The sequence below is a fragment of the Alteromonas sp. G5_S2_22_S1 genome (assembly GCF_054968525.1).
Genome location: NZ_JBQKUJ010000003.1, coordinates 195,023 through 207,899, shown reverse-complemented (window position 1 = coordinate 207,899; position 12,877 = coordinate 195,023). Strand labels below are relative to the sequence as shown.

12 protein-coding genes are annotated in these 12,877 nt (G+C 45.2%); 9 read left to right on the top strand and 3 right to left on the bottom strand.

Annotation, left to right across the window (positions count from 1 at the left end; translation table 11 throughout):
* Positions 1-840: a pseudouridine synthase gene (locus ACTRWF_RS05240; RefSeq protein ID WP_020743131.1), complete on the bottom strand. Its 840-nt coding sequence runs from the start codon at positions 838-840 to the stop codon at positions 1-3.
* Complete coding sequence (locus ACTRWF_RS05235; protein WP_020743132.1) at positions 840-1,400, bottom strand: Hpt domain-containing protein; 561 nt, start codon at positions 1,398-1,400, stop codon at positions 840-842. Before ACTRWF_RS05235 ends, ACTRWF_RS05240 begins: the two co-directional genes overlap by 1 nt.
* 302 nt (positions 1,401-1,702) lie before the next feature.
* On the opposite strand from ACTRWF_RS05235, the gene ACTRWF_RS05230 reads away from it, so the two are divergent.
* From ACTRWF_RS05230 to ACTRWF_RS05205, 6 genes are all read left to right on the top strand, one after another.
* Positions 1,703-4,573, top strand: coding sequence for an insulinase family protein (locus ACTRWF_RS05230; RefSeq protein WP_462835212.1), 2,871 nt, complete (start codon positions 1,703-1,705; stop codon positions 4,571-4,573).
* A 73-nt stretch (positions 4,574-4,646) separates the two neighbouring features.
* Entirely contained in the window at positions 4,647-6,245 is a 1,599-nt protein-coding gene (gene gshA / locus ACTRWF_RS05225; RefSeq protein WP_462835211.1) for a glutamate--cysteine ligase, read from the top strand.
* 67 nt (positions 6,246-6,312) lie between these two features.
* Positions 6,313-6,951, top strand: a complete 639-nt coding sequence (locus ACTRWF_RS05220) for a transglycosylase SLT domain-containing protein (protein WP_278385822.1) — start codon at positions 6,313-6,315, stop codon at positions 6,949-6,951.
* Between the two features lie 402 nt (positions 6,952-7,353).
* On the top strand, positions 7,354-7,812 hold the full coding sequence (locus ACTRWF_RS05215) for a hypothetical protein (protein ID WP_462835210.1): 459 nt from the start codon (positions 7,354-7,356) through the stop codon (positions 7,810-7,812).
* Between the two features lie 95 nt (positions 7,813-7,907).
* Complete coding sequence (locus tag ACTRWF_RS05210) at positions 7,908-8,327, top strand: hypothetical protein (protein ID WP_020743136.1); 420 nt, start codon at positions 7,908-7,910, stop codon at positions 8,325-8,327.
* A gap of 181 nt (positions 8,328-8,508) precedes the next feature.
* Complete coding sequence (locus ACTRWF_RS05205) at positions 8,509-8,634, top strand: hypothetical protein (protein ID WP_268891112.1); 126 nt, start codon at positions 8,509-8,511, stop codon at positions 8,632-8,634.
* A 27-nt stretch (positions 8,635-8,661) separates the two neighbouring features.
* Here the strand turns inward: ACTRWF_RS05205 and smrB are convergent, their stop codons facing one another.
* The gene (gene smrB / locus ACTRWF_RS05200; RefSeq protein ID WP_462835209.1) at positions 8,662-9,312 is read right to left on the bottom strand and encodes an endonuclease SmrB; all 651 of its coding nucleotides are present in this window, start codon (positions 9,310-9,312) and stop codon (positions 8,662-8,664) included.
* 152 nt (positions 9,313-9,464) lie between these two features.
* On the opposite strand from smrB, the gene prmB reads away from it, so the two are divergent.
* The 3 genes from prmB to ACTRWF_RS05185 all read left to right on the top strand — a co-directional run bounded on the left by prmB (position 9,465) and on the right by ACTRWF_RS05185 (position 12,871).
* Positions 9,465-10,400 carry a 50S ribosomal protein L3 N(5)-glutamine methyltransferase gene (gene prmB / locus ACTRWF_RS05195; RefSeq protein WP_043960596.1) on the top strand — a complete coding sequence of 312 codons (936 nt, stop codon included), beginning with the start codon at positions 9,465-9,467 and terminating at the stop codon, positions 10,398-10,400.
* Positions 10,401-10,409: 9 nt separating this feature from the next.
* Entirely contained in the window at positions 10,410-11,507 is a 1,098-nt protein-coding gene (aroC, locus tag ACTRWF_RS05190; protein ID WP_012517790.1) for a chorismate synthase, read from the top strand.
* A 146-nt stretch (positions 11,508-11,653) separates the two neighbouring features.
* On the top strand, positions 11,654-12,871 hold the full coding sequence (locus tag ACTRWF_RS05185; RefSeq protein ID WP_462835208.1) for an MFS transporter: 1,218 nt from the start codon (positions 11,654-11,656) through the stop codon (positions 12,869-12,871).
* The last annotated feature ends 6 nt before the right edge of the window (positions 12,872-12,877 follow it).

Genomic DNA, 12,877 nt, shown 5'->3' with positions numbered 1-12,877 from the left:
TTAACCTAACACGTTTAATTTATCAATAGGGGGAGTTGAAAACCGGGCTGGCAGCGATGGCCAAGGGTAGCTATCTGGCTGTTGAAGAGCGCTATACCAAGCCTGTACTTCTGATTCATTGACCACGCGACCGGTATCGAAAGGCGCAGTGATGGTAAGCTCTCCGGCAGATAAAGGCAGGCGCAAGTGCCATGCGTGAAGGTAAAGTCTGTCGGAGGGCGCACCACCGTATAGACTGTCGCCTAAAATGGGGGCGCCAATACTTTTTAATGCCACGCGGATTTGGTGTGTTTTGCCTGAATGGGGTTTAACAATAAAGCCTCGTGTGCCCGGTTTAGCGGCATGGCTGAATAACTGGGTAATAGCGGGGTTTTCCTGCGACTTTAACAAGATGCGCTGACCGCCACGACGGTTTTTCATATCGCCGATGATTGCACCTTGTTTCTTCTTAGGCTTGTGTTCACTTAAGGCCAAATAAAATTTACCGATGCGTCGTGAAGAAAACAGCTCGCCAATTTCAGCCGCTGTTTTTGCATTCTTCGCCAAACACAAGCAGCCCGATGTTCCCGTATCTAACCGGTGGCATAAATGCAGTTCGCTAAGGCTAAGCTGCTTTTTAAGCTGGGTGACAATACCATCAGTACGCAGCGTATCTTCGCCTTTGCAAGCTGAGCTTTCTTTTTGTGCAGCATTTTTGTCGGTGTCTTCATGCACGATAGCTAGCGCGTTATCTTTCGGGGCACCTAGCTTGCTGTCTAGGGCGTCGTGCATCGCAACGCCAACAGGCTTATTTACTACAAGTAAGTTTGCGTCTTCAAAAAGAATAGGTATGGGTTGCACTAGCTATTTTCTAACTCTGAAATGGCTTCTTCGTAGTCAAGTTCGTCAACGGCATCTACAATGGCAGTTCGCTTGTCCTCAGGCAGAGCAAGGGCATCTAACCACTCATCTAGCTTTTCTTCGGCAATAAATTCGCTGGCCTTCAGTGCAGCCATTAATTGTTTACGTGCTTGCTCAGCCACTGCGCCGTTAGCCGGCGCTACGACACTAGGCGCAGGTTCTTGTATAAGCGTGTCTACTGCAGCAATCGTCTCATTAAGCACAGTAACAAAAGCGGGGTATTCATCGGCAATTCGTTTATCGTTTCTAAAGGCACTCTCCACTGGCTTACTGGCATTGTGCAGAGCAAACATGCCCAAATTGCCCGTCACGCCCTTTAAGGTGTGAGTAAGTGAATAGGCTTCATTGAAGTCACCTTTTGCAACATGCGCTTGTATGTCAGCATCAAGAGAACGATATTCATCCGTAAACTTACCCAGCAGCGTGAACAATAGCTTTTTATTTCCACTGAGTTGTGACATTCCAAAATCAATTTCAAGTACTGTTGTTGACTGATCCATGCAACTTTCCTTTTAACCGCTATTTTCTATTCCAAATGGAAACCATTTATTCGCTCATTCGTACCACTTACGAATATTAAGCGGTGAAAAAACGCATTTGCAAAGAGCTTTTGCGTACAAGTGTATTTCAGAAATACATAAATTAATACAATCATAGCAAAGTCCAGAGAAGTAAAGCGTTAAAAAGTCTGGTAATCTTTCAAAATTCGCTAGTTCATTAAGGTCGGTGACCCTAACATTGGGCTTGAGCAGTTTGTTACTTAGCGAAGGATGAAGGTGTAGTTATTTTAAAAGGAATCATCATGTCAGGAAAACTGGCTCTACGAACTCTGTGTATGGCCTTAGGGGTCATTGTTGTAACAGCGTGTCAACACGCACCGATAGATCATGCTCAAAGCCAAGCTGAGGCTGCAAAAAATTCATCTAATACCGTCTCTATTCCCTACGAGAAGTACACGTTAGAAAATGGTCTTACCGTAATACTGCACGAAGATCATTCAGACCCGCTTGTTCACGTTGACGTTACTTACCATGTAGGCTCGGCGAGAGAAGATGTAGGTAAATCCGGTTTTGCTCACTTCTTCGAGCACATGATGTTTCAGGGCTCAAAACACGTAGCAGACGAACAGCACTTCAAAGTGATTACCGAGTCAGGCGGTAACTTAAACGGTACAACCAATACCGACCGCACGAATTATTTTGAAACGGTACCTGCCAACCAGCTAGAAAAAGTGCTGTGGTTAGAGTCAGATCGCATGGGCTATCTTTTAGAAGCAGTGGATCAAACCAAGTTTGAAAATCAAAGAGAGACGGTGAAAAACGAGCGTGCACAGCGCGTTGATAATCAACCATATGGCTTGCGTTATGAGCTTAACGGCGAAGCCTTATACCCAGAAGGTCACCCTTATTCGTGGATGACTATTGGCTATGTAGAAGACTTAGACCGGGTTAACGTTAACGACCTAAAAGCTTTTTTTAAACGTTGGTATGGCCCCAACAATGCCGTACTTACTATTGGTGGCGATATCGACGTAGCAAAAACCAAAGCGTGGATAAAAAAGTATTTTGGCGAGATACCGGCTGGGCCTGCTGTAGAAGAGCCTGAGCCGCAACCTGTCACGCTTACTGAAACACGCTATATGACATTGGAAGACAAAGTCCATTTGCCATTGCTGCAAATTACCTATCCCACCGTTTACGGTCGCCACGAAGATGAGGCCCCGCTTGACGTGCTGGCTGATATCTTAGGGGGAGGGAAAACCTCACTTTTCTACAAAAACTTGGTTAAAGAAGGGATGGCGGTTCAAGCAGTCGTTTCTCACCCTTGTCGTGAGCTTGCCTGTGAATTTCAGCTACTTGCCCTAGCGAACCCGGCAAAAATTACATCGTTATCAACCTTGCAAGAGGTGCTAAACCAAACACTCAAAGAATTTGAAACGCGCGGCGTGACGGCAGACGATTTAGCACGCACAAAAGGTCAAATTGAAGCGCGTACCGTGTTTGGGCTTCAAAGTGTATCTGGCAAAGTATCAGCATTGGCCGCTAACGAAACGTTTTACCAAACCCCAGACTTGATAGCAGAAGACATTGAACGCTATAACGCAGTAACGGCAGACGACGTGATGCGGGTTTACAACAAGTACATCAAAGATGCCAATAGCGTTGTACTAAGTGTGGTACCAAAAGGGCAAGTACAGTTAGCTGCCGCCGAGCAAACCTTTGAACGCCCGGTAAGAAATATTCACGTTGAAACCGTTGACGTTGCCGGTGAGGAAGCGTTTACTAGCGCACCTTCAAGTTTCGATAGAAGCGTGATGCCTAAAGCCGGTGATGCACCTGTCGTGGAAGTGCCTGACTACTGGGAAGCTGAACTTGCCAACGGCATTAAAATACTGGGGGTAACCAGTACAGAAACGCCAACGGTTACCTTAACGTTAGGTATGGACGGCGGCATGTTGCTAGATTCAGAAGGCAAAGCTGGAACGGCCTACCTTACGGCACTATTGATGAACGAAACGACCAAGCATTACTCCAATGAAGCATTGGCCAGTGAACTTGCCAAATTGGGAAGTTCTATTCGTTTCAGTACCGCAGGCAGATATTCACAGGTTTATGTGTCTACGTTAACCAAGCACCTAGATGAAACCTTAGCGCTTTTAAAAGAAAAGCTTTTTAACCCCGCTTTCACAGAAGAAGATTTCGAGCGCATGAAGGAGCGGGTGGTTCAAGGTCTGCAGCAGCAGGCGAAAACACCATCGAGCTTAGCCCGACGGGCACGAGACCTTATTTTGTTTGGCGAAGACAATCGCGTGAGTTTGCCAGACGAAGGCACCCTTGAGACTGTGCAAAGTATCACGCTGGACGATGTGAAAACCTTCTATAAAAATTACTATTCGCCAGATAAAGCAAGCATTGTTGCTGTTGGAAACTTATCGAAGAAGAACATGGTTGAAACGCTAGATTTTATAGGCCAGTGGCAAGGTAACGCCTACGAATTTGCTGACTATAGTGACTTTCCTCAGTACAACCAAAATCAAATTTTCCTTATTGATAGCCCTGAAGCAGTTCAGTCGGTTGTCTATATTGTGGACAGAAGTTTACCTTTCGATGCGACGGGCGATCATTTCAAATCACGTTTAATGAACTTCCCGCTAGGCGGGGCATTTAACAGCCGTATCAACCTAAACTTACGCGAGGATAAAGGTTTTACTTACGGCGCAAATAGCGGCTTTGTAGGCGGCAAAACGCTGGGCTGGTTTGAAGTGAGTACCGACCTTACCGCCGCTAATACCGGCGAAGGGATAAAAGAAATTTTAGGTGAAATTGAGCGTTACAGGTCTGAGGGTGTGGAAAAAGCGGAAATTGATTTTATGCGCAATGCTTTTACGCTTAGCGATGCCCTTGAATTTGAGACGCCTACAAGCAAAGCGCGCTTCTTGCGTCAGTTGTTGAGCTACGGTTTAGAAAAAGGTTATCGAGAAGCGCAGCTAGATATTATCAATAACATTGATAAAGAATCGATAGACGCGCTTGCAAAGCAATATTTGAATATTGATAAGATGCAAATTATTGTAGTGGGCGATAAAGCGAAAATTTTGCCTCAGTTGAACGCGCTATCAATGCCAATTATCGAGTTATCAGTAGAGGGTAACACGCGAGAAGCGTTAAACTGACAGATTAATTTTTGTTGAATTTACACTATTGCCCCCCATAACAGGGGAAATATTGACATAACGGACCACCATTTTGACTGTAGACTCATCCCGTTTTGAAGCGCGCATAGCCGCGCTTAAGTCACCCGAGTTCCTAGCTGCGCTAAAAGATATTAAGCGTGGAGTAGAGCGCGAAGCCCTTCGTATAAACCCAAATGGCACCTTGGCACAAACGCCACACCCCAAGCCGCTGGGATCAGCGCTGACTCACGACTCAATAACTACAGACTTTTCAGAGTCGCTGTTAGAGTTTATAACGCCACCAGAAAATAGCGCGGCAAAAACAATTTCTCAGTTAAAAGATATCCATAAGTTTGTCATTAATAACATTGGTGAAGAGCAAATTTGGCCACTTAGTATGCCTTGCTTCATTGAAGATGAAGCCGACATTCCTATTGCCTATTTTGGTGAGTCGAACGTTGGGAAAATGAAACGGGTTTATCGTATTGGGCTTAAAAACCGTTACGGCAGCATGATGCAGGCCATTGCTGGTGTGCACTTTAATTTCTCACTACCTGAAAGCTTTTGGAAGCTGTGGGCAGAGCTGAACGGAAAAGAATATTCGCAAGAACAAGTTTCTGCAGACTATTTTGGATTAATTCGTAATTACCGTCGTCTTTGCTGGCTTATCCCTTATCTTTATGGCGCGTCTCCGGCACTGTGTGGCTCGTTCTTAAAAGGTAAAAAGCATGCACTGCCATTTAAGAAGGTAGGCAAAGGCACTGTATATATGCCTTATGCAACCTGTCTACGAATGAGTGATTTAGGCTATACCAGTGCAGAGCAATCTTCACTTAAAATTTGTTATAACCGGTTAGATAATTACGTTAAGCTGCTGCGCGACGCTATGACAACGCCTTCTTCACGCTTTAGTGAATTCACGGCAGGAGAAGAAGGAAATTATCAACAGTTAAGTCGCAATATCATTCAAATTGAAAATGAACTGTATTCACCTATACGCCCTAAGCAGCCTACCGAGTCAATGGAAAAACCAACAGACGCTTTGGTTCGTCGCGGTATCAGTTACATTGAAGTCCGCGCTCTAGACGTTAACCCGTTTTCACCCATAGGTATCTCGCAAACGCAGTTTGACTTCTTAGATGTGTTCTTAGTGGCGTGTTTACTTATGCCAAGTGCAGAGCTAGATGAAGCTCAGCTTAAAGAAGCTAAAGAAAACATGAATAAAGTGGTGCTAGAAGGGAGAAATCCTGACTTAGTGCTACAGAACAATGGTGTGGATATCACACTGCCACACTGGTGCGCATCGCTGTTTCACGTATTTGAGCAAGCTGCCGAGCTATTGGATTTGGCTAACGACACTACGGCTTATTCGCAGGCGGTGAAAGCTGAATTTGAAAAAGTGAAAAATCCAGACATAACGCCGTCAGGCAAACTGCTTGCTATGTTGTTGGAAGACGACAAAGATAACGGCATACTTGGTCTTGAACTGGCGCAGGCATATCAGGCGGAAATGAAGTCTTTTGAGTATACCGATACCGATGCGGCGGGTTTTGCCGCACAAGCTGAAGTATCATTCTCCGCGCAAAAAGAGATAGAAGCGTCTGACACTAAAGACTTTGATACATTCATTCGTGATTATTTCGCTGAAGCTCCTGCAAAAAAAAATGCCTGACATAAGTCAGGCATCGAAGGGTTCCAGGGAAACACACATTTTACTAGAACATTAATTAAGACAAGCTATGAGTCAAAAGTTCAAAAAACTGGTTGTTTTTTTATCAACGCTCATCGTTCTTTTTCCACTGCTTATCGCTGGGTGTGCAACTACGCCTCCTAAAGACATCAGTAATTTGTGCGAAATTTTCTATGAAAAGGACGATTGGTATGATGCAGCGGCTGATGCCAGAGACAAATGGGGGGTGCCTATCCATGTTCCTATGGCCATGATGTATCAGGAAAGTTCGTTTCGACACGATGCGCTTCCCCCACGTGATTATGTTTTCTTTGGGTTAATTCCGTGGGGACGAGTCAGTTCAGCCTATGGGTATTCTCAAGCTAAAACGCCTACATGGGCAGACTATATGAGAGAAACGGATAACAGTGGCGCAGATAGAGATGACTTCGAAGACGCTATCGACTTCATGGGCTGGTTTATCTACAAGTCTCAAAAAGTGAACGGCATTTCAAAATGGGACGCGTATGCCCAATACTTGAATTATCACGAAGGGTGGGGCGGCTATAAGCGAAGAAGTTACGACAGAAAGCCTTGGCTCAAAAAAGTGGCGTCAAAAGTAAAAGCACGTTCATTGCGATACGCCACTCAGCTTAAGACCTGCGAAGAAGACCTCCAGAAAGGGTGGTTTATGAAGCTGTTTAGTTAACGCAGATCGGCTGCTGAAAAGATAAAGAGCACACAAAGCGCGACTTCCAAGTCGCGTTTTTTGTGCCACTGATAAAAAGCATTAACATTAGAACAAGAAAAAGTAAGAGGTAATACGCTGATAGGAATAAGAAAAAATGGGGGATAGACGGGCGTCTATCCCCCAGCGACGCTAAGCCAAGACCGTTTTTTTAACTCACGTCGAACAGGCATTTACAAGATATTGCAAATGAGAATGATTTGCAATATCTTTTTGTTTTTATTTTCCTTCTTACTTTCCGCTTATTGTATTTAAGGTTTTCTACGACAACTAACAGGCGCAATCTCAATTCCTGCTTTATACTTTAAGCATTGCTGTTGATGATGTTTGATCAGATTTAGGAAGCGTAGCGATAGTGAATTTATGGTGAATAAAAAGTTTAGCGCGCATGGTGATGTCCATGCTCACTTTCTTCAAGAGAAGCGGATTCTTTCCATCAGCCTAAGCGGGCCTTTTAATTTAGAGTTTATTCTTAAATATCAACGCGTAGTGGGTGCTGAGAGAGAAAAGATCCAAGTGCCTTGTTGGGCCAGCTTAATTAACGTTCACGGCTTAGCCTTAGCGCCTATGGAAGCTACAGCAGATGCACAATTGATTGTGGATGAAGCCGTTGATTCAGGACTTGTTGCCACTGCGGTAGTACTTCATGAGACAGAAGGGCTCGCGTTACAGCAGAAGTTTTGGTCTAAAATTTACGACGCATCTACGCTACCTTTTCAATTCTTTAGCGATAGTTCAGCGGCATCAGACTGGTTAGTTGAGAAAATTGCTAGTGGTATGCAAAGGCACAACGTCTATCAAAGCAGGAATATTACTAGGTAGTAGTTACCTTATGCCACTTCATTGCTTTCCTTTTAAATGATCTAAGTATAAGAACGCTTCTTATCAATTCTATAAAGGCATGACAGGAGATAGCCATGGTAGGAAGTCAGCATCAGTACCGTTTTTTCAACGTCAATAATGTGCTATTTGATATACCCAGTAATGTATATGACGATAGAACAGTTGACGAATGGTTTGATGAGATTGTGAAAGAGGGAAGAAAGCGGGAGCGTTGGGTCATTTTCTCCATCCCCGACAAAAACCTTACAGTCACCCATACTGCTGCAAAGCAACTCTGCACTCGATTACCTTTTTTAAAATCTTATGGCTGCCTTGGCTTTTTGCTTCTAGCGACACACACCAACGCCAAAATTTTTCAACACAGTTTAAAAGCCACGCCTTCCAACTTTGATATGAAAGTTAGTGAATCGATGGAAACACTCTGTAGGTCTGCTGAGTTGATGTTAGGAAGCGAAAACGAACTGAATATTTTTAACCGATTCGGGTCGCGATAACGTCAATAATTTCAGATACCAGCACTTAGGTTGCCTTCATGAAGCTTAAATGAAAACCTCAATTTGACCTAGATCAAGCATTCAAAACGTTGCCGATAAGCTAATTTTCACTATTGATCTAGATCACAACCGCTATACCAAGCCTCTTTTATTATTCACTTAGTTAAAGAGGAGACAAATTATGTTGTGGACTATGATGAAAGACCCTGTGGTATGGGGCTCACTGTTAGGTATTGGTATTATCGTCGCGATGATGATGTATTACACTTATCTCTTTATGCACAACAGTGCTGACGAAAACAAGTAAATCGCACAATGTGCGTTGGCCAGCGGCCTAACGTTTATTGTTTTGAAGCGGTATGTCGATAAGCACTAACAGTGCGGCTTGCCCGCCGTACTCCAGTGGGGCTTGATGAAACGCTCGTACGTGAGGGTGCTGGACTAAGTAATGGGGCAGGGCAGCTTTTAACACGCCCTGACCGAAGCCGTGCATGACGCAAACGCAATCTATCAAGTCTTTTCTGGCAGTGTGGATAAGCGCTGCAAGCTCTGCTTTTGCCATCTCACGAGTTAGGCCATGTAGGTCTAACGTCATTTCCGGTGAATAATCACCGCGGCGCAGTTGTTTTAAGATGTGAGTCGATTCACCCTCTTGGCAAAAGCGCATAGGCCCTTCTTGAGGCAGTGCGGCTTGATACATATCGGAAAAGTCGAAGCTCGCCGCTAGTTGCTTGCTGTGTTTTAGGTGTTTACCTTTTACTTGCTGCGACTTCTTAAATAATTCAACTTGCTTATCAGGCTCAACTTTATCTTGCGATAAAGGCGTGACTCCCTGCATTGCATCGGCAAATGAGAAGGTCTCTTCCTCGGCACTTATAAAGTCGTTTCGATTACTCGCGTGCCCTTGCCTAGCTAGTCCAGTTTGGCGCTTAGGTTCAGAAAGCTGCTTTTTTAATGCTTTGAGTTCTTTTTTAAAGGTTTTCATCAACAATAGCTTGGGTAAATAAACTCGAGTTTAATAATTCAAAACGCTTAAATTATAACGAATAGAAAGATTCGCTACGTAGTTAATTATGTGAATCGGTATGAAGTTTGGGTATGATACCAGCTTTGAAATTTTTGATGTACCCAAACGCCATGACCGATAAGTTTTACCTTGAAGAAGCCATTGAAGATCTGCATACCCTGTTAGATATGACACGATGGGCAACCAGCCGTTTTAACGATGCCGCTTTGTATTTTGGTCATGGTACTGACAATGCGTGGGATGAAGCGACGAGCCTCGTTATGCAGGCGTTGCATTTACCTCATCCCATTTTTGAGCAGGCGGGTGAAAATGTTCTAAACTCCCGTTTAACGAAAAGTGAACGGGAAAAAATTGCCGAGCTTGTATTAAAGCGTGTTCAAACCCGCATGCCATTACCTTATATTACTAACGAAGCATGGTTCTGCGGTATGCCATTTTATGTAGATGAGCGCGTGCTTATACCCCGTTCGCCATTTGCTGAACTTATTCAAAATGAATTTGCCCCCTTTGTTGAATCAACACCCGCCAATATTCTAGATATGTGTACGGGCGGTGCGTGTATTGCTATCGCGCTTGCTCATGCTTATCCAGAGGCCCAGGTGGATGCCGTAGATATCAGCACGGATGCGTTAGAAGTCGCCGACATCAATATTCAGGAGCATGGGCTAAGTCACCGCGTGTACCCCATTCAATCAGATTTGTTTTCAAGCTTAGCTGGGCAAAAGTACGACCTCATCGTGTCTAACCCGCCTTATGTAGATGCAGAAGACATGGCTGACTTGCCAGAAGAATATCATCACGAGCCAGAGCTGGCCCTAGCCGCAGGCGACGACGGTTTAGATCTCGTTGATATAATGCTTAAAGAGGCGCCAACCTATCTTAACGACGGCGGCTGGCTATTTGTAGAGGTAGGCAACAGCGAAGTTCACATGAGTGAAAGGTTCTCGGGTTTGGAAGTCATTTGGCTTGAGTTTGAAAACGGCGGTTCAGGTATCTTCGCCGTGCGCAAAGACACACTCGTACAGTATTTTAGTAGTAAGGATTGATAGTTAATTATGTCAGGTAACAGCTTCGGAAAACTTTTCACTGTAACCACGTTTGGCGAAAGCCACGGCATCGCCATTGGTGGCGTGGTAGATGGTTGCCCTCCAGGACTCGAAATTACAGAAGAAGACTTGCAGGTTGATTTAGACCGACGCAAGCCAGGCACTTCTCGCTATACCACGGCGCGAAGAGAAGACGACGAAGTACAAATTCTATCTGGCGTATTTGAAGGTAAAACCACGGGTACAAGTATTGGCTTGTTGATTAAAAATAAAGATCAGCGAAGCCAAGACTACGGCAATATTAAAGACCGCTTTCGCCCAGGCCATGCTGATTACACCTACGATCAAAAATACGGTAGCCGTGACTATCGCGGTGGTGGTCGCTCGTCAGCCCGCGAAACAGCTATTCGCGTAGCTGCAGGCGGTATCGCGAAGAAGTACCTGAAAGAAGTGCATGGTATCGAGGTGTTGGGGTATTTGTCTCAGCTTGGCCCTGTTACGGTAGATAAGGTCGATCACAGCGTTACCAATACCAACCCGTTTTTCTGCCCAGATGAGTCTAAGCTAGATGCGCTGGACGAATACATGCGCGACCTGAAAAAGTCTGGCGACAGTATTGGCGCAAAAGTTTCAGTTGTGGCGAAGAACGTGCCAGTTGGCCTTGGCGAGCCTGTGTTCGATAGGTTAGATGCTGAAATTGCCCACGCCATGATGGGGATTAACGCGGTGAAAGGCGTTGAAATTGGCGATGGTTTTGATGTTATCAATCAAAAAGGCAGTGAACACCGCGATACGCTAACCCCTGAAGGGTTTTCGTCAAACCATGCAGGCGGCGTATTAGGCGGCATTTCTACCGGCCAGGATATTGAAGTGCACATGGCACTTAAACCGACCTCGAGCATTTCGGTACCGGGTAAAACTATCAATAAAGACAATGAAGAGATTGATATTGTCACCAAAGGTCGTCACGACCCTTGTGTGGGTATTCGCGCTGTACCCATTGCAGAAGCCATGCTTGCGCTGGTATTGATGGACCACTTGTTACGCCACCGCGCACAAAATACAGGTGTGCTATCGACAACTAAGCCAATTGCGGGTCAGGCATAGCGCTTTTTAATTACCACTAAGCTTAATCGTATCATCTACGCGATTTGGTAAAACGCGCAGCATTACCTTCGTGTTGCGCTAAATATTCTTACTATTCGCCACTGCCCGTTTTGCGCTAGTGGCGTTTTTGCATATGGAGATGTGAATTGTCACCTAATGGTCAAAACGAAGCAAGAAGCGCTGAGACAGGCGCAGCAAACAGTAAAACTGCGCTCTTTATCCTTGCTATTACCTACTGGCTTTATTTCGGGCAACTTGGCGTATTAGTGCCTTACTTGGGGATCTTCCTTGATGGGCGGGGCTTTTCTTCTGCCGAAATTGGTGAGCTTTTTGCCGTTATCACGCTTGCTCGTATCTTAGGTCCTGGCTTGTGGGCAGGCGTTGCCGACAAAACCGGCAATGCCATAGGTGTTATGCGTTTAGGCTGCTTTCTTACAGTACTCACTTTCAGTTCGGTATTTTACTTCACCAGTTTCTGGGGGCTTACCCTGGCTTTTGGCTTAATGATGATGTTTTGGACCGCGGTATTGCCTCAACTTGAAGTCATTACCATGAACACGGTGGCGAAAACCAAGGCTACCTACGGCCAAATAAGGCTGTGGGGAAGCGTTGGTTTTATTTGTATGACGGTAGGGGTAGGGAAGGCCCTCGATATTTTTTCTACCGATACCCCCGTACATGCCAGTGTTGGTGTACTCGCACTCTTATTTATAAGTACTTTGTTTATACGCGCACCGAAAGAGGCTGCGGCTGAAGTCTCTACCGCGGGCAGCATTTGGAGATACGCTAAGCAGAAGCCTTTCGCCATTTTTATTTTTGCTTCTGCGTGTTTGCAAATTAGCTTTGGTGCGTACTACGGCTTTTTTGCGCTTTACATGCGCGACCTTGAATACAGCGGCCAGCAAACCGGTATCTTCATTGCGCTAGGGGTACTCGCCGAAGTAGGAATATTTCTTATTGCCAGAAGATTGATTAGTCAATTTGGCGTATGGAACCTCTTGTTTGTGAGCATTGCGCTCACAGGGCTTCGCTGGTACGTGATGGCGGCATTTGCAGATACCTTTATGGTGATTGTGCTAAGTCAGCTCATTCACGCTTTAAGCTTTGGCTTAACCCATGCGGTATCGGTGCACTTTATTCACCAGTTCTTGCCGAAGGCGTATCATAGCAGAGGGCAAGCCGTGTATATAAGTGTAGCGTTCGGGCTGGGCGGTGCGTTTGGCAATTACATGGCTGGGCAACAATGGCAGCAAGGAACAAACGCCTATGAAACCTTTTTCACCGCAGCGGTTTTCGCTATAGTGGGCGCGTTATCTCTGTTGCTGTGTTCCAAAAAGGACATGGACGAGTCCAAAGCGGTTTAACAGCTA